Raw genomic sequence first — 18,321 nt, forward strand, 5'->3', positions numbered from 1 at the left:
GCAGTCCTCAGATTCCCATGTTGGCGCGATACGCCTTCCAGAAGCCGCGCACCGACGCCTCAGTCACCCGGCTCTCGCTGCTATTGGCGTCGGCGCCCCCCATCTCGAGTACCGCCTGATCCTCGCTTGCACCGGCAATGCCGCGCTGCACGAAGCCGCCGACACAGCCGTCTTCCATCGAGATGTAACCGGCCGGGCCAACCAGATTGCCCTGCTTGATGCGCGTCAGTCGCTGCTCGGGCGTGTCGTCGGCAAAGCCGAGATAAGTCCAGTTCAGATCGGTCCTGTCGATCGCGCGCGGCACGATCTGACGCACCGCGATCGCGTTCTGGATCTGCTGCAGCACGAATGTCGGGAACACCGACAAGATCTGCAGCGTGCAGCCATCGTGATACTCGTCGAAACTTTCCAGCAAGGTCGGATCCGCGAGCTTGTACTCGCTCTCGGACCGCAATTGCTGCTTGGCGTAGTCAACGTCCTTATCCGCCTCACGATCGATTGCCGAATAGCTGACGTGGTGTCCGCCACTCTCATCGACAATTATACCGCCCTTCATCGACAGCCGGTTCAATTCGAAGGTCGTGAAGAAGAGATGCAGGATACTGGCGTGGTAGGAGTCCTTGACGTTTTCCATGTAGAGCTTCCAGTTGTTCGGAAGCGCTTGAGTGAATCGCCCGAGCACCACCGGGGTGCGGCCGCCGAGCACCCGCTCGATGCGGTTCATGATCTCCTCGCCGAGATATTCCTCGATCGATGGCACGTCCTCGGAGAATGAGCCGAATATCAGGCCGTGAATGATCGCGATGCGCAGCTTGCGCGGTCCGTGCTGCTCCATCTTGAACGAGTCGGGCATGCCCCCTTTGCCCTTGATGCCGTCCTTGAAGGCGACGCCCGTCAGGTTGCCCTGCGGGTCGTAATTCCAGGCGTGATACACGCAGCTGAAATCCTTGCGATGCTTGCCGCGGTTTTCGAGACAGATCAACGCGCCGCGATGGGCGCACCGGTTTTCGAACGCGTAGATTTCATTGTCGGTGTCGCGGGTAACGATCACGGGCGTATCGCCGATTTGCGTCGTGAGGAAATCGCCCGGCTCCGCCAGTTCAACTTCCAGCGCGAGATAGTGCCAATTCGGCCCCTGGAAGATCTTGCGCTGCTCCTCAGCGTAGGCCGATTGATCCTGGAACACCCAATACGGAACGCGGGTGAGCCCCTCCGGCCAGTTGACCGGATTTGCTCGTTCCGGCGGCAAAACGATCTTGTTCATCGGCGCTTCCTCACGCTTGACTTCAAGTCCGATATGTTCGAATATCGAACAAATATCTGTATTTCGAACACTTTGAGCCAACCTAAAACGGCTGTCAAGGTGAGTTCAGCTATGGCGATCGCGGAAACCAAAGAGAGACGTGAAGGGATGGCGGGGCTCGCGAAAGGCCTCGCGATCATCGAGGCATTCTCGGTTCACCCCGTGATGAGCGTCGCCGACGCCGCACGCGCTTCAGGCGCCACACGCGCAGCGGCGCGCCGATGCCTCCTCACCCTGGTCGAGTTGAATTACCTGGAGCTGTCGGGACGAGACTTCCGTCCTCTTCCTCGCTTGCGCAGGCTCGGCGGCATGATGTCCGAGCGCGATAAGCTCGTGCAAATCGCGCAACCGCTGCTGGAGCGCGCCCGCGATGAAGTCGCGGAATCGGTTTCGCTGGCGGTGCTGGACGACAATCAATCGCTCTTCATTGCGCGGGCGCAAGCCGAGCACTACGTCCAGACCGGCGTTCGCGTCGGCGCCTATCTTCCGCTCTATTGCTCGGCGACAGGCCGCATCCTGCTGGGCCGCCATACCGATGACGACATCACGCGGCGACTGAGCCGGCAGCCGATGAGCGCGCGCTCGCCGCGGACGCTGACCACTGTCCCGGACATTCTGTCTGCAATCCGGACCGCCGCGAAGAACGGCTATGCGATCAGCGACGAGGAGCTAGCGCCGGGCATCAGATCGATGGCCGTCCCGGTGCTTGTCGCCGATGGCGACATCGTCGCCGCCGTCAGCGTGAGTGCGGCCACGGCCCGTGTCAAAGTCAACGATCTGCGCAAACGTCTGCTACCTGTGCTACTCAACTGCGCGAACCAGATCGCCCAGCCGTTGAAGGAGCTGCGCTGAAGGCTTCCCGCCGTTCGAACACCGGAGGCCAGCATGCACCGATCCCGGTCCGCGCGACGCACGCGGGAATTATCAACAGTTTACCACCAAGAAGATTGCTGACGCCGAGATCATAGCCAAGTTTTGAATTTGAGTACCAAGCCAACAGCCAGACCGAGATTGGTCAATTTAGTCAGCAGGGCAAAGTGCCGGCGGCGTGGGTCGATACCCGACTAGACTGGGGCGAAGTGATCAATTTCGCCCAGGGCGTCTCCGGCTAAGCCACTGCCAATCTATTCCCCTATTGGACAGGTGCGCACTTCCCTTGCACTCGCGTGACGGTTGCGGTTGGATAAGGTGGCGCCACATGGAGTGTCGCGAAACATTTCATTGTCCATTTCCTAGGCTGCGGTACGCTGCTCCCTTTCATTGGGAGTATTTTTATTTGGGCGGCGAAGAGCGTCCAAAGAGAAGTCTCTACGGCCCGCGCAAAACGCGAGGCAAGTTTCAGCGATAGCGGGAGCTCAAAGGGCCGGAGGCGTTTCAGAAGGCGCGCCGCGACAGAAACCGAAAATGATCGCGGCCTCACGTTCGTTGCGAGGATCGAAAGCCAGCTCCGCGCGTTGATTAGTCAGCCTAAATGGGAGGTCAATAATGATTAAAGACCGAGACCGACGGGCGCCGACGGCTACGGAACGCGAAGCAAACAAGGTATTCAAAACTGTCAGGCCGACGGAAGCCATGACGGATTACGCCAAAGCGCAAAAAGCGGTCCACGATAATCGAGAGCGCCTAAAGGTCGAACGGCTGGCGCGGGAGGCCGAAGCGGCCAACCGCACAAAAGCAGGTTAAGCGTCCCATCTGGATGATCACGGAGGACCCAGGTTTTGTGGAGGGTGAAATGGCCCTGCACTTCCGCCGAGTCGATACTGAACTGGAGATATGGATCGCAAGCAGCGACGACTATTCATTCGTCATCAGCAATGAGAGCCGGAGTGGACCTGGATTACATGGAGAGCCAGGCTTTGTTGCATCATATCGCCCCGACTTTCTGAATATGCCAGCGGCTCACGTATCCGGATCTCCCTTCAATTCGTTCGCTGAAGCCGAGCGGGCCTGCAATGCGTTTCTGGGTCGCCTCACCATTGAGGGATGACCACCGTTATCCGCCTCCACCGTCGCGCGGCGGCAATGACGACGCGATCGGCGGGTTAGGAACATGGCCGCGTCTTCCGTAGTTGCCATTGGCGCGAATAAACAACGGAGGGAAGCGCGATGGGACGAGGTGTTTTGCTTTGGCTTTTGGGCGTACCAATTCCTGTGATCATCCTGCTGTGGTTGTTCTTCGGGCGCTGACTACGGCGTAATTGCCGGGCGACGTACGCCAACGCGGTCTACCGGTGCAGATGCCTCGTCAGGTCCCTTGTCAGGTTTGGCGCTTACACTCCCCCGTTTTGGGGAGACTTTTCATATGCTTACTCTTTCGAAGCCCGCGACAGATTTCAAAGCCTCACGCCCGGTGCCCACTCTCGCTACCTTACGCTGTTCAGCATTATCGGCTTGGTCTCGTCCCTTGCGCTCTTGCGATACGGGATCGATATAGCTCCTGGCATGCAGCTGGCGAGCGCCCTTTTTCGCGGACAGAGCGGTTTCCCGCGCGCTTGATTCGGCGGGAAATTGGCTGCATGAACCTATTCCTTCGTCCAACCGTTATAGCCGGTGACGCGATCGAGAACGACTTCGTGGTGCTCCATGAGGACTGCCATGTTGGGAGGACCCGATTGGCGACCGAGCACAGCCCGGCGTTTTGGACCTGCGCCATCAGTGTCCCCCTTGCGGCAGCTCCGGTGGCGCAACTGACCTCGAGCGCGCCAAGAGCCGCTTCCGCGAGGCGTTGGAGCGGTTCTACGCCGGCCTTGCGGACGAGCATCAAGCTCTGGCACGACACAGATGACGCGGCTAAAGGGCGTTTCGGGCGGTCGGAGGATGACTGATGCTCGTCTATTTTTCATGCCGCCGCTGCGGCACCATTTATTCTGCGATTCAGGAGCGAATCTCGACTCCTGTGACCAGCTCGGGGCTCTTTAGTTGCGTGTGTTGCGGGACGCCGATCCACCACTGGGCAGGACTCTACAGTTACACTGATTGGAAACGCGTAATGCACGTCGGAGATGGGAATGAGCGCTTTCGCAGACCCTGAAAAAGCCGCCCGCCTCCTCCGCTCGCCTAAAGTCGATGCTAAGATTCACATAGTTCAATTGACGCGCACGCTGATGGGAGGCTCAATTGTCGGATTGCGAACTGCCGCAGAGGTCACCAGTGAATTACGCTGTGCAGGCCAGATTCCTCGTTCGAATGGGAACCACTGGCTGGATGGTTTATGATCGAGAACCCAAGGGGCCAGCGCTGATCAACAATAGCCATTGGGCTGAGAAGCTGACCAAGGAACAAGCCGAATCCGTAAAGGAGAGACTGACAAAGCAGTTCGTCGCCCGGTCATAGGCCCGCTGACGAATTTGTAAATCTCGGGGGCGACGGCTACTGCGAACCTTGGCGACGACGTTGCCGGACGGCATACGCCAAGGCACAAGCTAACCGGTGCCCATTTCGGGCGGCTCGTCGACCGATCGAACGATCGAGCCCCTTCACCGGCCGTGCAAGTGAACCGCTGCTCGAGATCAGACAGACGCATCTCGTCCAGCCATCTCGCTGCGTCTAGCTGGAGATTGTGGGAGCGCTGATAGTCTTTGCAGAGAACAATGATGCGAGTTGCGCCCGTTTCCAGCAATTTGCCGAACGCGATTTTGGTCGGATGGTCGTTCATACGCGCTATTACACCGCTCGCTGCAGCGCCCGGCAATCCCGCGAGCGTTAGCGCATGGGTGGCAGCCTGGCGCGCAAGACGTCGGTCAAACCCATCATTGCCCTCGCCCCTGCGATGCGGACCGATAAGATTTCAGCCACCGCCCATCCGTCAACATGGCGGCCGGAAGAGCGGTAGCTTCTGCATACCTCCGCGGCAGTAATCCGTTTGGAAGATGAACCATGGCACCCACGCCGGCAGCGGGTATTTTAAGCTTGGCAGTGTTGTCGTAGTTTCATGCCAGTGCGTGCCGATCAACCGAAAGCTGCTGGAAATCCCGCCCGAGGTCGTCCGCCGGTTCGCCGCGGACATGGAGGCATATCACGCAGAACAGGACGACATCCAACGCGATCGGATCGCGGTCGGCACCAGGCATATGCTGCTGGGGCAGATGCCGGTGGACACCAAGCTGCGGTTGAGCGAGGTCAGGGAATTGCTTGAGTTGATGCGATGAAAACTGTCTGGATCTACACGGACACGGCCAAGAAAATCGGCGACGAGGACCACATCAAGGTCTTCGCTTCGATCGAGGCCGCCGAGAAGTGGTTTGAGGAAAACGCCCCTGAGGGCGTGGCATTTGAGTACGCTGTCCTGGAGTGAAAATGGCAAAGGCCTTGCTGCTCTCATTGCAATTGCCGCATTGGCTGATAATCGCAGGAGCCGCGCTGATAGCGGCCGGCTTGATTGGCCTTGTGATCAGCCGACGGCGCTGGGCCAATTTCCGGGGCGAAGCAACCGCAGAGCCAAGTTCTGAGCCGCGTCCCCAATTGTCACCGCTGCCGGATCTTCTTGACTCACGACCACGAAAGGATCGGCGTGAGATTTAAGGGTTGCACGGGTAAAAAAGATGGAGGTGCGGCAGGATCACTGGCTTGTAGCTAGCCACCGTCGGCGCATAGTCGACGAATGATCGAGCAGCGACCAGCTTTCATGGCTTGCAAAAATCCCGGCACCGGCTGGAGGATCGACATTCTGTGGCCCGATGGCGAAACGGAAGTCATCAAGGGCTTTATTACTGAGCACGACGCCGCGAAGTGGATTTCAGAGCACTCGAAGACGTGGCAAGAAAGCCCGGACCAACCGCGCTAGAGCGGTTCGCTCGCGTCCACTCATCGCGACTTCTAGCGGCTTCTCTCAGCGTGCGATCAGCCCGGTTAATCGAGCATGCCCTGGCGTCCGCCAGTACGCGGCGCGGCTTTGGCTCCAAAAGAGCGGATACTGCTTTAGCGTCGGAATGAAGCCTCATCCCCGTCGTATGAGGTCTCTTGCCCGGGCCTCCCTCCCTTATTGAGCAAGCCGGCGTTCGCGCGCTCGGCGGCGCATCCGTAAATCCACGGGTCGCGACCTTAACGTTAAACCGAAAAACGATGACCGAGCCTGGCGTGGCGTCCTGTAGTCTCAGAGATATTTCATTTTCTCTTCGTCAAACGCAAATTTTCAAAGTTCAGCGATTTGAATCGATGATCCTGGAATTCGGTATCGCGACCACGATCGTGGGATCTATGCTCGCCTTGTATGCAAGTCGGCATCGTTCGATCATCTTGGAAGCGTGCGCAGGCGCGCTGCTGATTGCTGGACTTACCTGCATTGGCGCGGGGCTCCCGCGTGTTTGACCGCACCGCAGACTGCGAGCGCGTCGCACTCCATCCGCCGGGTCCGATGACCGATGCCGGCATATCCGCCTTAGCGATGGAATTGATCCCGCGCATCACCCGCGCGTAGATGATGCACGTCCTGTCCTCGCAGGCGGGCAGGCTTGTTGGATGCAGTCCGTGTGCGCTCATCGTGGGGTCCCCTCACTTCGGTGGCGCGATTAATGGCCTTTGCGCTTCTTCATGAGCGCTTTCTCGAACCTCCACGAAAGGGTGGCTCGAAAAGTGCCAACTGAGCATCGCAATATCGATTTGCTCCTTACTATCCTTGAGCGAGAACTGGAGCTCTTTGAGCACGGGCGTCGCCCTGACTATGAGGTTATTCGGGCAATTATCAGCTATTTCGAAGTCTACCCGGAGGTATACCATCATCCTCAGGAAGACTTGATCCTCTCCAAGCTAACGCTTCGCGATCCGAATGCGGCTGCAACCGTCGGTGATCTCGCGCGTGAGCACGCAGACGGAGCTGATCGTTTGCGCCGCTTCGCCAAAACGATCGATGGCGTTCTCGCGGATCGCGAGATTCCTCGACAGGAGGTCGGCCGCATCATACGAGATTTCATAGTGAAGGAACGCCACCATATGATGGTGGAAGAGCGCGACTTCGTCCCGGCAGCCCTCAAGGCTCTTTTGCCCCAGGATTGGCCCGAGGTCGCTTCAGCCCTGACCGATCAAAAAGATCCGCTATTTAGCGACGCCGCTGAAGAGACCTTCGATGCCTTGAGAGCGCATATAATGCGACTAGAGCAAGAGGCTGAAGCGGAACGGCATTGATGCTCTTGCGACCGGGTAGGCACGGCTACCTTGTCTATTGGCCGTAAGAACGATCAAGAAAGTCGAGCGCGCAACCTCCGCTTCGCCTTGAGCACGTCCAGCAGATTGCTCTCAGAGCTTTCGAGCGCTGCACAGCAGGGGGGCATAAGCGAGAGCGAATCCCAGGAATGCACCCGCCCATGCGATACCCGCGATCATCAATAGCGGTATCGAATAGGTCGGATCGACAGCCGCGCATATCCGCGCCAGCGCTGCGATGATGATCGAGGCGTAAACGGCCTGAGTGGCAGTGGATGCCGAGAGCTCCTGCCCCGTATGACCGAGCGACGCCCGTGTCATCACCGCGATCGTCATCGAACCGATCGCACCGCCGGTCCATGCATGGATCCCCGCGCTGGGGGCGACGAGGTCTAGCGAAGATAGCGCCGCCAGCAAAAAGCCGGCAGGCACGAACGCGTAGGCAACATGGAGGATCAGGACGAGCCGGTCCGATATCGTTCGATGGCCGGCCCAGCGAGCAAGGCGGATGACGTGGAGCACTCCGGCAACTCCCAGGGCGCCTGCGACCGCGCGACCGGAAGGAACCACCGCCCATGCAACCAACGCGCACGCACTGACAGCGACCGTCGCCGCGTCGAATCGGCCGAAGGGAACAGGCAGCCGGCCCCGCTTCTGGCGCGAGAGCCAGTTGCGCGTAAAGCTCGGAACGATCCGCCCTCCGATCACACAGACCAGCGTAACGACGAGGGCAATACCCGCCCGTGCTGAATAGTCCGCGACACCATTGAGATGTGCCTCCAAATGGAAAGCGATGTTGGTGGCCGCAAGCAGCGACACGATGCCCACCAGTTTCAGATTGCCCCACTTTCGTCCAGCGATGATCTCGCGGGCGGCTGCGGCGGCGAGCAACAGCAGGAACGCAGCGTCGATCGCAAGCGCGAATTGCCAGCCGATGATGCCTGAGAATGTCGCTGCCAGTCTTCCGGCAAGCCAGGCGCCGAACAGAGCGACGAGTGGACCGCCCTGGATTGGGAGGCGTCCTGTCCAGTTCGGAACGGCGGTGAGCAGGAAGCCTGCTATCACCGCGCCTACATAGCCGAACAGCATCTCATGCACATGCCAGTCCCGTGGTGCGAACGCGGTTGGAAGGCTGACATCCCCCGCGAAGACCGCCATCCACAATGGAACGATTGCGCCGGCATAGATGGCGCCGAACAGAAAGAACGGCCGAAAGCCGTAGGAGAACAGTGCTGGGCCCCGGTAGCCCCTTAACTTCTGCATCGTCGCCATGGACGTCTTCCTTGTTCAGCGGATGTCAGCGAGATCTGGCACGATACCGCGCGATGCGAGTTAATCGCGTCGCCGCGAGTCTTAAGTTGATCTGCGTCAACCTGGCCAGTGACGCTCCGTGGCGGTCGTTTCGGATTTCCTTTCCTCTGGACCCGGGGCACCAACATCACGACTGTAGCCTTGAAGCCGGCGCAAAGGGCCAGACGATGTGTTCTTTTGTGCGCTTGCCTGCGCGACAAGTTGCAGCTGTCTCCGGCTCGACCCCGTGTGTACCCTGCTTTGTCGGAACTAACTCCTAGTGATAGAGCTTGCGAAGCACTTTGAGGGCCGCGCGTTGTTCGTCACCTATTGCCGCACTCATTTCCGAAGCTCCTCGGATAGCAACTTGGCGGCGTCGCGCTCAACTTCGTCGAGTATTGCTTCGGCATCGTATCATCACCACCTCGACGTGCCTGACGGGCCCCGGTATTTGAGGCGACAACTTTCAGCGATAGAACGGGAATTGGTCGGACTAGGGTTGTTGATCTATAGCGGATCGCTGGAGACGCATTGACCTGGCTCAAGGCTCGGCGGCTCTTGAATCTTTGGGATATTCCGGGGCGGACTCCTGCGCCATGTAAGCTATTGCAGCATCTTTGCAGCCAAGGCCTTCACCCTCAATCGTTTCATCGAGAGCGTCAGTTTCCAGCTCTGCTGCGCTACGTCAACGGTTCAAGCGAGTGATCATGTCAGGATCAATACTTGCTCGGAGCAGCTTACGACATGCGTCGGTTTTTGACCTTGATGATTCGACGGCTGACCTTGCTGGGGTGGCGCGATATCGCATCCGCCCCGTTCGGCTGCGCGATCGAGCTTGCCGCAATCGGCGACGAACGACATTCGCTCGGGTTCCCCTGCATCCGGCGCACTGACGGATGGCTCGATGCTACCACGATGCAGCCGGTCATAATGTCGGCGACACACTGGCGCTATTGGCGGCCTGACGTGCTGCCGATGTGCTGCTGCTGATGATGGCGCGCCTCGGCTCCATCAGTCGGCTGGTCTCTGTCCTGCTTGTCCACTCGCGGACGCCGCGATTGCGGTGGACAGACTTGGACACCGGTCCTTGCCGCTCGCCAGCGCGGCGCTGACGATCGCATCGTCGGCTTCATTGGTATACTTTCATTACTTGGACCCGCCTTGACCATTGACGGGCTCATCGTCGGCGATGGCGCGCCAAGCCGCGCCATCGAGGTCGTCATATTGTCCGCTCTTGAGTGACCAGAGAAAGCCGAGCAGACCGGCAAAGCCAAGTGCGAGAGCGAGCGGCACCAATATGACCAGAACCTCCATCAGACCGTCTCCCTCGCACGCGCCCTCAGCGCATTGAGCATAACGATCACCGACGAACCCGACATCGCCGCCGCCGCGATCAGGGGCGTGACCAGGCCGGCGATCGCGATCGGCACGGCTAGCACATTGTAAACGACGGCAAGCCAAAGATTTTGCCGCATCAGTCGCAACGCCTTGCGGGACACCTTGACCGCGACCACAACCGGCGTGAGCCGCTCACCCAGGAAGACAGCATCGGCGACTGCCTGGCTCATGTGGGTGGCGGTAACGGGCGACATCGAGGCGTGCGCCGCGGCCAAAGCTGGCGCGTCATTCAAGCCGTCGCCGACCATCAATACCTTGCAGCCCTGGCGCGCCAGTTCCTCGATCCGGTCGATCTTGTCGACCGGAGAGACCTCCGCACGCCATTCATGCGCGCCCAGCATCCTTGCCGCATGCCGGACCGCTGGCTCGCGATCCCCGGACACGATCTCGACGGCGATGCCCATGCGGGTCAACGCTGCGATCACCTCCGCCGCGTCCGGCCGCAGCCGCTGCCGAACCGCGAACGCATACCTGCTCTCGCCGTGGCTGAATGCGACGACGGAAGCCTCCGGATCGCGGCACAGAATCTCGTTGGCGAGGTCGTCGGCACCGCAAAATGATGGGCGGCCCAGCCGGATTGGACGCCCCTCATGAAAGCCGTGGACGCCTTGGCCTGGTTCTTCCTGAATGTCGGCCAGCGGCGAAGCCGCGCCCGCCTTGCGCGCGACCGCGGCCGCGACCGGATGGCGGCTCGAGAGTGCCAGCCGGCCCGCAAGCTTCACGACATCGTCCGGGATGTCCGCGAGATTGGCGACATCGAGCTCGGGCAACGTCAACGTGCCGGTCTTGTCGAAGATCACCCGGTCAATCTCGGCGATCCGTTCGATCGCATCGCCGGCGTTGAGCAATACACCCGAACCGAACAGCGCACCGGATGCAACGGTCTGCACGGCGGGAATGGCAAGCCCCAGCGCGCATGGACAGGTGATGATCAGGACTGCAATCGCGGTCACGATCGAATTATGAAAACTTGCGCCATAGGCCAGCCAGCCGAGCATCGTGAGCAACGCGGTCGCGTGTACGACCGGGGCGTAGAGCCTCGAGGCCCGCTCCGCAAGCCGCAGATAGCGCGAGCGCGCCTGCAGCGCGTGATCGAGCAGCCGGCTTATCTCGTCGAGCAACGTTCCGCCCGAGGCCGCCGACGCGCGGACACGCAACGTGCCGGAACGGATCACCGTGCCCGCGAACACCGCGCTGCCGGACGCCGCCATTGTCGGCAAGGTTTCGCCCGTGATCAGGCTCTGATCGACCTCCGAGCGGCCCTCGATCACATTGCCGTCGACCGCGCAGCGCTCGCCGGGCCGCAGCAGCACGATGTCGCCGGGCCGGATCGCGGCTGCCGGGACCGTCTTGATCTCGGTCGGACTGACGAACTTCGTCGCCGTCTCCGCTTTGAGGGCAGCCAGGTTGCCGGCAAAGGCGCGAGTGCGCCGCCGCATGTTCTGGTCGAGAAAACGACCGGCAAGCAGAAACGCGATTAGCATGATCGCGGCATCGAAATAGGCATGTTCGGCGTGGTTTACGGTCTCGATCACCGAGGTCGCCAGCGCGAGCAAAATGCCGATGCTGATCGGCACGTCCATGTTGACGCCGCGCGCCCGCAGCGCTGACAACGCCGACGAGAAGAAGGGCTGCGCGGAGTAAGCGGCCGCCGGCAGCACGATCAGCGCCGAAAGCCAGTGGAAGAAGTCGCGCTGCTCCGGCAGCATGTCGGAGACGTTGCCGGACCATACCGGGACCGACAGCATCATGACATTCATCGCCGCAAAGGCGGCGACACCCAACCGGCGCAACAGGCCTTGCGCACGCCGGGCCTCCTGGGTTTCGGCATCATTCCGCTCGAAGGGATAGGCCTTGTAGCCGAGCTCCGCGAGACGGCTTACGAACAGCGCCGGGTCGAGTGCACCCGCTTTCCATTCCAGTGCAAGGCGACTGTCCGTCAGGTTCACGCGGGCCGAGGTGACGTCCGGTATGGTTGACAAATTGCGCTCGATCTTGGCCATACAGCCCGCGCAATTGATGCCCTCGACTGCGAGATCGAGATGGATGAGCCCGGCGCCCGTGCTCTTCAGATAGTGAGAGAAATCGATATCCGCCTGCATAGGATGCACCTTCAGTTCAGCAGGATTCGATTCTTCGACAGGAACATGCGGCGGCCGTCAGCGTCGCCCTCGATGACGAGGTCCCACTGCCCGGCGGCGACGCCCTCGGCGCGGCCGCTATAGCTCCCACCCCCAGCCTCGGCGATCTCGATCGCCCGGTCTGCGCGACGATCGATCGGCCGCTCGAGCCGAGCGAGGAAACTCATTCCCGTCAGCGGCGTTCCGGCGTGGTCGCGCGCCTCCAGTGCAATTGCGGCGCTGCCGTCAGACCGCCGATCGATATGCGCCTGGACTTGCCAGTTGCGCTCGCTCTGCTGTCTGGCCGCGTCGATCTCGCGCTGATAGGCGAGGCTGGCGCTGTATGCGCTGTCGACCTCGGTTCCCGGAAGAGTCGTAATGGCAAGGCGCATCATGACCATGTTCACACTGATGACGACGGCAAAGAACGCGGTCGTCGTGACCAGGACGAAACGTCCGGTGATGGGTCGCGCGGCTTGACTTGAGACTGCCATGATGAAATTCCGCGCTTAGGGAAGGACGAAGTGGTCGGTCGCGGAGGCGACCTCCCCGAGACCGATATCAGTGACGCGGAATGTGACCGGCACCGACTTTTCCGCTTTTTCATCGAACGGCGCCGTCACCAGCACGCGCAGTTCGGTGGTGGTGTCGCGCGCAAGAACGATCATCGGCCGATCTGGCGTCACGGAGTCCGCACCGATGACGTGTAGCTTCGCTTCGGCCGGTCCATCGACATCGATCGCGATCACACGATCAAAACCGCGCTTGTTGAGAAAGCGCAGCGTGTATCCATTGCGGATCGCGCCGTCGCTGAGACGCACCGCGATCGGGTTGCGGTCGTGCAGCACGTTGATGTCGAGCAGGGTTCGCGACATCAACGCGTAAAGCATCACGGCGCAGACTACGGTAATTAGGCTGGCGTAGACGACGGTACGGGCGCGAACGGGCTTGAAAATCTCCTGCTTGCCGGCGACGCGCCGCTGAACGTTGATATCGTTATCGTATCCGATCAGACCGGTCTTGCGGCTGACCTTGGTCATAACAGCGTCACAGGCATCGATGCACAGGCCGCACTGGATGCAGCCAAGCTGCGCGCCATCGCGAATGTCGATCCCGGTCGGGCACACGGCAACACACTGGTTGCAATCGATACAATCGCCGGCCTTCTCGCCGAGCGAGCGAGTGTCGAACGCCTTCTTGACGGAGCAACGCGGCTCACCGCGATCGTATTTGTATGTGACGTTGAGTGCCCATTCGTCGGTCAGTGCGGCCTGAATCCGCGGCCACGGGCACATATAGACGCAGACCTGCTCGCGCATATAGCCGGCCAGCAAATAGGTCGACGCGGTCAGCATCGCGATCCAGACATAGGCCACCGCCGGCGCTTGAAAAGTCGCAAGATCGCGCACCAGGGTCGGCGCATCGGCGAAGTAGAGCACCCAGGCGCCACCGGTCCACCAGGCGATCATCAGCCAGATTGCGTGCTTCAATGCACGGCGACCGGCGCGCTTTGCGGTCATCGGGCCCGCATCGGCCTTGATCTGGACGCGGCGGTCGCCTTCGACCAGACGCTCGACCGCATAGAAAAGATCCGTCCAGACCGTCTGCGGGCAGAGATAGCCGCACCAAATCCGGCCACCCAGTGCGTTCATCAGAAACAAGGCGAGAGCTGCGAGCACCAAAAGGCCGGTGAAATAGTAGATTTCCTGCGGCCACAACTCGATGAAGAAGAAATAGAAGCGTCGGTTTGGAAAATCGATCAGGACCGCCTGGTCGGGCGCGCCGAGGCCCCGATGCCAGCGCACGAAGGGCAGCAGATAGTAGACGCCGAGACAGACAGCCATCAGTCGCCATTTGATCGAGCGGAATCGGCCGGAGACGCTCTGCGGGAAAACCTTCTTGCGAGGCGCGTAAAGCGGCCCGTCTTCGTCGGCTATGAGTTCATCAGACGGCACGGGCTTGTTCACGGGTTGCTCGAATGAGGCGCTCGTCGAAACTTACATCCTCGCTCCATGTCCGGGTTTGACCTCGGTCAATGATCCCGGCCCCCACGCGGCGGGCTACTTGCCGCCGCCTAATGAGTGCACATAGACCGCCAGCGCCTTGACGGTGACAGGGTCCAGCCGGCCGACCCAGGCCGGCATGACCCCGGCGCGGCCGTTGGCGATGGTCTCAACCAGGGTCTCCTCGTCGGATCCATAGAGCCAGATCTGGTCGGTCAGGTTCGGCGCACCGAGCTCCGCGTTGCCCTTGCCGTTGTCACCGTGGCAGCTGGTGCAATTCTCAGTGAACAGCTTCTTTCCGGCCGTGGCGTCGAACTTCGGCGCTGTGGAAAGGCCGGAAAGCGAGCGCACATAGTTGGCGACCGTGACGATCTCCTCTTTCTTGAGAACGCCGTCGCGGCCGAATGCCAACATCTGCCCTTCATGAGTCTTTGCGTGTCCGGACCGTGCACCGAACTGGATCGTCTGCATGATCTGGTCAAGCGAGCCGCCCCACAGCCAGTCGTCGTCGTTCAGGTTCGGATAACCCTTCGCACCGGCGCCGCCGCTGCCGTGACACGGCGCACAATTGTCGGCGAACACGGTCTTGCCGCGGGCACGCGCCAGCGCCAGCAGGGCCGGATCCTTCTCGATGTCGGCCAGCGACGCGTTGCCGAGCACCGCCATCTTCTCGCCGCGCAGCTTTTCGAGATCGGCAAGGTCGGTCGCGACACTGGCGCGGGTGGAATACTGAAACAGACCAGTGGTGTAGCCCGACACCAGCGGCCAAGCCGGATAGACGACCCAGTAACCGATCGCCCAGATGATCGTTGCATAGAATGTCAGGACCCACCACCGCGGCAGCGGCGTGTTCAGTTCCCTGATGCCGTCCCACTCATGACCGGTCGTGCTGCGGCCGGAAACGCGGTCGATCTCATTGTGCTCGCTCATGATCGGTCAGTCCTCCCGCAGCGGCATCCGGGCTGCAGCATCGAAGAGAGATTTGTTGCGGGGCCAGAGTGCGTAGACGACGATGACTATGAAAATTCCAACGAAGATCGGGGTCCAGAGTGTGCCGACCAGGCTCGACGCAAAATTCTCGGCTTGAATGATCGCTTTCATGCGCGTGCCCTCAGCGCAGATTGGCTTTTTCGTTGTAGAGCTTGAAGTCGACGAGCGTGCCGAGCATCTGCAGATAGGCGATCAATGCGTCGAGCTCGGTCGGATTGCCGCCCTTGCCGTCGAAGTTGCGGACCAAGGCCTTCGGATAGCGCTTCTGAAAAGCATCAGAGCCGGGGCTGTCGGGATCGACCTGCGTCTTGATATCGGCGACCGCGTTGGCAATCTGCTCGTCGGTATAGGGTACGCCGACCGCGCGATTGGTCCGCAGATGAGCTATGGCGTCGGATGGGTCGAGTTCCGTCTTGGCGAGCGAGGGGTACCCGGGCATTACCGACTGCGGAACGATCGAGCGCGGATTGATCAGGTGAGTGACGTGCCAATCGTCGGAATATTTGCCACCGACGCGCGCCAGATCCGGCCCGGTGCGCTTGGAGCCCCACTGGAACGGATGGTCGTACATGCTCTCGGCCGCGAGCGAATAGTGGCCATAGCGCTCGACCTCATCGCGCAGCGGGCGGATCATCTGCGAATGGCAGAGATAGCAGCCCTCGCGGACGTAGATGTTGCGGCCGGCGAGTTCGAGCGGTGTATAAGGCCGCACGCCGTCGACAGCCTCGATCGTGCTCTTCAGATAGAACAGCGGCGTGATCTCGACCAGCCCGCCGATCGCAATGACGACGAGAATGCCGACAATCAGGATGATCGAGTTCTTCTCAAAAATCTTGTGTCGATTCCAGAGGGACATTGCGTGACCTATTCGGCAGGCTGGAGAGCGCCGGCGCCCTCGGTTTCACTGGCTCGGCCGGCATTGACCGTCATCCAGAGATTGAAGGCCATGATCAGGGCGCCGACCAGGAACAGCGCGCCGCCGGCTGCGCGGATGATGTAAAAGGGGTGCATGGCCTCGACAGATTCGATGAAGGAGTATTCGAGGAAGCCGAGCGAGGTGTAGGCGCGCCACATCAGACCCTGCAGAATTCCCGACACCCACATCGCGGAGATGTAGAGCACGATGCCGATGGTCGAGATCCAGAAGTGCCAGTTGACCAGCTTCAGGCTGTAGAGCTGGCGATTCCAGAGCCACGGGACGAGACAATACAGCGCACCGAACGAGACGAAGCCGACCCAGCCTAGTGCGCCGGAATGCACATGGCCGATGGTCCAATCGGTATAGTGGCTCAACGAGTTGACCACCTTGATCGACATCATCGGACCTTCGAAGGTCGACATGCCGTAAAACGCGACCGACACCACCATCATGCGCAGCACGGGATCGGTGCGCAGCTTGTCCCAGGCGCCCGACAACGTCATCAGGCCGTTGATCATGCCGCCCCAGGACGGCATCCAGAGCATGATCGAGAACGTCATGCCGAGCGTCTGCGCCCAGTCAGGCAGTGCCGTGTAGTGCAGATGATGCGGGCCGGCCCAGATGTAGAGGAAGATCAGCGCCCAGAAATGGATGATCGAAAGCCGGTAGGAATAGACCGGACGCTCCGCCCGCTTCGGAATGAAGTAGTACATGATCGCCAGGAAGCCGGCGGTCAGGAAGAACCCGACCGCGTTGTGGCCGTACCACCACTGGAACATCGCATCCTGCACACCGCCCCAAGCGATGTAGGACTTCGAGCCGAGGAAGGAAACCGGCAGCGCGGGATTGTTGCCGAGATGCAGCACCGCGATCGTGATGATGAACGCCAGGTAGAACCAGTTGGCGACGAAGATATGCGGCTCCTTGCGCTTCACCAGCGTCATCAGGAACACGAGCAGATACGTCATCCAGACGATCGTTAGCCAGAAGTCGGCGTACCATTCCGGCTCGGCGTATTCCTTCGACTGGGTCACGCCGAGCAGGTAGCCGGTGCCGGCGATCAGGATGAAGAAGTTGTAGCCGACCACGACGAACCAGGGCGACAGGTCGCCTGCCAGGCGAGTGCGGCAGGTCTTTTGCACAACATATAACGACGTTGCGATCAGGACGTTGCCGCCGAACGCGAAGATCACGGCCGACGTATGCAGCGGCCGCAGGCGGCCGAATGTCGTCCAGGGCAGATCGAAATTGAGCGCCGGCCAGGCCAGCTGCATCGCGATGATCAGACCCACGGTGAAGCCAGCGATGCCCCAGAACATCGCCATGGCGGACGCGAACTTGATCGGGCCGAAGTTGTAATTGGGACGCCCGCCGATCTCCGCTGGAGGCAGTTGGGCCGGACGGTCAAGGTAGCGATTGCCGATCATGACCACGGAGATCAGGCTGGCGGCACAAGCAAGCGACGCGTGAAAACTGAACGCCGCATCGTGCCCCATCGCCGCGCCCAGAAAGCTAACGAAGGCAAAAACCGCAAGTGCCGATGTCAAGCCGGCTTCGCCCATCGTCATCGACTTTGAAACGGAAGATGGACCAGTCATATGGAAGCTTTCCTTGGATGCGGTGGCGTCATGGCAACCACAATCTCGCCGCCAGCCACTTGATCGGCATCAACGCCTGCGCCATGCCGCGCGCCGCCGGCGCCGCGGCTCAGCGCCGTCAGGGTCAGTTCATTCGGACAGTATTTTGCCGGACTGGCCCGCCTTTCCCGCGCGAGATCCGCGGCGCAGCGAGCCTTCTCATGGCATAGACCGCACACCCGCTGCAGATCACGCAACACATCGCAATGGGACGAAGCGAGCATCTGCGCGGACAGACCTGCATGCTCGAGGCGCTTGCTGAGCAACTCCGGCGAACCTTGCTCGCGGGCAAGCGCACGAAGGTCCGACGTCGAGAGATTGAGCTCGTGAGCGATCTCGTCGACCTCCCTGGCGGTCAACAGATCGAATTCGTGTCGACGCACAAGAAATGCGCGCAAGCGAGCGAGAAGATTCTCGAATTGCGGCGAGCTATTGCCAGCTGATCGGTCGGTCATTTCTCACCCCTTTTGGCTCTCCACCTCTAGCCGAAGGACCCGATTGTCGATTTGATCTTGATCAAGCG

At 60.6% G+C, this 18,321-nt stretch carries 20 protein-coding genes; 7 read left to right on the forward strand and 13 right to left on the reverse strand.

The window, feature by feature from the left end; translation table 11 throughout:
* Positions 1–7: 7 nt before the first annotated feature.
* The gene (locus QA639_RS37060; protein ID WP_157348328.1) at positions 8–1,264 is read right to left on the reverse strand and encodes an aromatic ring-hydroxylating dioxygenase subunit alpha; all 1,257 of its coding nucleotides are present in this window, start codon (positions 1,262–1,264) and stop codon (positions 8–10) included.
* A gap of 111 nt (positions 1,265–1,375) precedes the next feature.
* Between QA639_RS37060 and QA639_RS37065 the strand changes: the two genes are divergently transcribed.
* From QA639_RS37065 to QA639_RS37090, 6 genes are all read left to right on the forward strand, one after another.
* Positions 1,376–2,155, forward strand: coding sequence for an IclR family transcriptional regulator domain-containing protein (locus QA639_RS37065; RefSeq protein ID WP_198400318.1), 780 nt, complete (start codon positions 1,376–1,378; stop codon positions 2,153–2,155).
* A 633-nt stretch (positions 2,156–2,788) separates the two neighbouring features.
* Entirely contained in the window at positions 2,789–2,986 is a 198-nt protein-coding gene (locus QA639_RS37070; RefSeq protein WP_157348329.1) for a hypothetical protein, read from the forward strand.
* Positions 2,987–3,035: 49 nt separating this feature from the next.
* On the forward strand, positions 3,036–3,290 hold the full coding sequence (locus QA639_RS37075) for a hypothetical protein (RefSeq protein ID WP_157348330.1): 255 nt from the start codon (positions 3,036–3,038) through the stop codon (positions 3,288–3,290).
* Between the two features lie 1,882 nt (positions 3,291–5,172).
* On the forward strand, positions 5,173–5,451 hold the full coding sequence (locus QA639_RS37080) for a hypothetical protein (RefSeq protein WP_157348332.1): 279 nt from the start codon (positions 5,173–5,175) through the stop codon (positions 5,449–5,451).
* Positions 5,448–5,597, forward strand: a complete 150-nt coding sequence (locus QA639_RS37085) for a hypothetical protein (protein ID WP_168856000.1) — start codon at positions 5,448–5,450, stop codon at positions 5,595–5,597. The genes QA639_RS37080 and QA639_RS37085 overlap by 4 nt, the downstream gene beginning before the upstream one ends.
* A 306-nt stretch (positions 5,598–5,903) precedes the next feature.
* Entirely contained in the window at positions 5,904–6,086 is a 183-nt protein-coding gene (locus QA639_RS37090; RefSeq protein WP_028332731.1) for a hypothetical protein, read from the forward strand.
* Between the two features lie 320 nt (positions 6,087–6,406).
* On the opposite strand, the gene QA639_RS37095 is transcribed toward QA639_RS37090, so the two are convergent.
* Complete coding sequence (locus tag QA639_RS37095; RefSeq protein ID WP_283088599.1) at positions 6,407–6,781, reverse strand: hypothetical protein; 375 nt, start codon at positions 6,779–6,781, stop codon at positions 6,407–6,409.
* A 51-nt stretch (positions 6,782–6,832) separates the two neighbouring features.
* Here QA639_RS37095 and QA639_RS37100 point away from each other — a divergent pair, with 51 nt between their 5' ends.
* Positions 6,833–7,423, forward strand: coding sequence for a hemerythrin domain-containing protein (locus QA639_RS37100; RefSeq protein ID WP_157348335.1), 591 nt, complete (start codon positions 6,833–6,835; stop codon positions 7,421–7,423).
* A 111-nt stretch (positions 7,424–7,534) separates the two neighbouring features.
* On the opposite strand, the gene QA639_RS37105 is transcribed toward QA639_RS37100, so the two are convergent.
* The 11 genes from QA639_RS37105 to QA639_RS37155 form a co-directional block, all read right to left on the reverse strand.
* Positions 7,535–8,713 (reverse strand): NnrS family protein, encoded by a 1,179-nt coding sequence (locus QA639_RS37105; RefSeq protein WP_157348336.1) that lies wholly within the window; start codon positions 8,711–8,713, stop codon positions 7,535–7,537.
* Between the two features lie 723 nt (positions 8,714–9,436).
* Complete coding sequence (locus QA639_RS37110) at positions 9,437–9,592, reverse strand: hypothetical protein (RefSeq protein ID WP_198400319.1); 156 nt, start codon at positions 9,590–9,592, stop codon at positions 9,437–9,439.
* Positions 9,593–9,877: 285 nt separating this feature from the next.
* Positions 9,878–10,045, reverse strand: a complete 168-nt coding sequence (gene ccoS / locus QA639_RS37115; RefSeq protein WP_028332735.1) for a cbb3-type cytochrome oxidase assembly protein CcoS — start codon at positions 10,043–10,045, stop codon at positions 9,878–9,880.
* Positions 10,045–12,231 (reverse strand): heavy metal translocating P-type ATPase, encoded by a 2,187-nt coding sequence (locus QA639_RS37120; protein ID WP_028332736.1) that lies wholly within the window; start codon positions 12,229–12,231, stop codon positions 10,045–10,047. Before QA639_RS37120 ends, ccoS begins: the two co-directional genes overlap by 1 nt.
* Positions 12,232–12,242: 11 nt before the next feature.
* On the reverse strand, positions 12,243–12,743 hold the full coding sequence (locus QA639_RS37125; protein ID WP_157348338.1) for a FixH family protein: 501 nt from the start codon (positions 12,741–12,743) through the stop codon (positions 12,243–12,245).
* Positions 12,744–12,758: 15 nt separating this feature from the next.
* Complete coding sequence (gene ccoG, locus QA639_RS37130) at positions 12,759–14,216, reverse strand: cytochrome c oxidase accessory protein CcoG (RefSeq protein ID WP_283088600.1); 1,458 nt, start codon at positions 14,214–14,216, stop codon at positions 12,759–12,761.
* 93 nt (positions 14,217–14,309) lie between these two features.
* A complete protein-coding gene (gene ccoP / locus QA639_RS37135) occupies positions 14,310–15,182 on the reverse strand; it encodes a cytochrome-c oxidase, cbb3-type subunit III (protein WP_283088601.1) in 873 nt (290 codons plus the stop codon).
* A 6-nt stretch (positions 15,183–15,188) separates the two neighbouring features.
* Positions 15,189–15,353, reverse strand: coding sequence for a cbb3-type cytochrome c oxidase subunit 3 (locus tag QA639_RS37140; RefSeq protein ID WP_157348340.1), 165 nt, complete (start codon positions 15,351–15,353; stop codon positions 15,189–15,191).
* Between the two features lie 10 nt (positions 15,354–15,363).
* Positions 15,364–16,098, reverse strand: coding sequence for a cytochrome-c oxidase, cbb3-type subunit II (ccoO, locus tag QA639_RS37145; protein ID WP_157348341.1), 735 nt, complete (start codon positions 16,096–16,098; stop codon positions 15,364–15,366).
* 8 nt (positions 16,099–16,106) lie between these two features.
* Positions 16,107–17,729, reverse strand: a complete 1,623-nt coding sequence (ccoN, locus tag QA639_RS37150; RefSeq protein ID WP_428841196.1) for a cytochrome-c oxidase, cbb3-type subunit I — start codon at positions 17,727–17,729, stop codon at positions 16,107–16,109.
* 26 nt (positions 17,730–17,755) lie between these two features.
* Positions 17,756–18,253, reverse strand: a complete 498-nt coding sequence (locus QA639_RS37155) for a hypothetical protein (RefSeq protein ID WP_283088126.1) — start codon at positions 18,251–18,253, stop codon at positions 17,756–17,758.
* Between the last annotated feature and the right edge of the window lie 68 nt (positions 18,254–18,321).

Origin of the sequence: Bradyrhizobium pachyrhizi, assembly GCF_029714545.1 — a bacterium.
Taxonomy (GTDB): Bacteria; Pseudomonadota; Alphaproteobacteria; order Rhizobiales; family Xanthobacteraceae; genus Bradyrhizobium; species Bradyrhizobium pachyrhizi.

Coding starts and splice junctions, on each gene's coding strand:
- QA639_RS37155 (WP_283088126.1), bottom strand. CDS start 18,253: ATGACCGACCGATCAGCTGGCAATAGCTCGCCGCAATTCGAGAATCTT.
- QA639_RS37125 (WP_157348338.1), bottom strand. CDS start 12,743: ATGGCAGTCTCAAGTCAAGCCGCGCGACCCATCACCGGACGTTTCGTC.
- ccoO (WP_157348341.1), bottom strand. CDS start 16,098: ATGTCCCTCTGGAATCGACACAAGATTTTTGAGAAGAACTCGATCATC.
- QA639_RS37070 (WP_157348329.1), top strand. CDS start 2,789: ATGATTAAAGACCGAGACCGACGGGCGCCGACGGCTACGGAACGCGAA.
- ccoN (WP_428841196.1), bottom strand. CDS start 17,729: ATGACGATGGGCGAAGCCGGCTTGACATCGGCACTTGCGGTTTTTGCC.
- ccoS (WP_028332735.1), bottom strand. CDS start 10,045: ATGGAGGTTCTGGTCATATTGGTGCCGCTCGCTCTCGCACTTGGCTTT.
- QA639_RS37095 (WP_283088599.1), bottom strand. CDS start 6,781: ATGAGCGCACACGGACTGCATCCAACAAGCCTGCCCGCCTGCGAGGAC.
- QA639_RS37085 (WP_168856000.1), top strand. CDS start 5,448: ATGAAAACTGTCTGGATCTACACGGACACGGCCAAGAAAATCGGCGAC.
- QA639_RS37140 (WP_157348340.1), bottom strand. CDS start 15,353: ATGAAAGCGATCATTCAAGCCGAGAATTTTGCGTCGAGCCTGGTCGGC.
- QA639_RS37100 (WP_157348335.1), top strand. CDS start 6,833: ATGAGCGCTTTCTCGAACCTCCACGAAAGGGTGGCTCGAAAAGTGCCA.
- QA639_RS37120 (WP_028332736.1), bottom strand. CDS start 12,231: ATGCAGGCGGATATCGATTTCTCTCACTATCTGAAGAGCACGGGCGCC.
- QA639_RS37080 (WP_157348332.1), top strand. CDS start 5,173: ATGAACCATGGCACCCACGCCGGCAGCGGGTATTTTAAGCTTGGCAGT.
- QA639_RS37110 (WP_198400319.1), bottom strand. CDS start 9,592: ATGTCGTTCGTCGCCGATTGCGGCAAGCTCGATCGCGCAGCCGAACGG.
- QA639_RS37065 (WP_198400318.1), top strand. CDS start 1,376: ATGGCGATCGCGGAAACCAAAGAGAGACGTGAAGGGATGGCGGGGCTC.
- QA639_RS37090 (WP_028332731.1), top strand. CDS start 5,904: ATGATCGAGCAGCGACCAGCTTTCATGGCTTGCAAAAATCCCGGCACC.
- ccoP (WP_283088601.1), bottom strand. CDS start 15,182: ATGAGCGAGCACAATGAGATCGACCGCGTTTCCGGCCGCAGCACGACC.
- QA639_RS37060 (WP_157348328.1), bottom strand. CDS start 1,264: ATGAACAAGATCGTTTTGCCGCCGGAACGAGCAAATCCGGTCAACTGG.
- QA639_RS37075 (WP_157348330.1), top strand. CDS start 3,036: ATGGCCCTGCACTTCCGCCGAGTCGATACTGAACTGGAGATATGGATC.
- QA639_RS37105 (WP_157348336.1), bottom strand. CDS start 8,713: ATGGCGACGATGCAGAAGTTAAGGGGCTACCGGGGCCCAGCACTGTTC.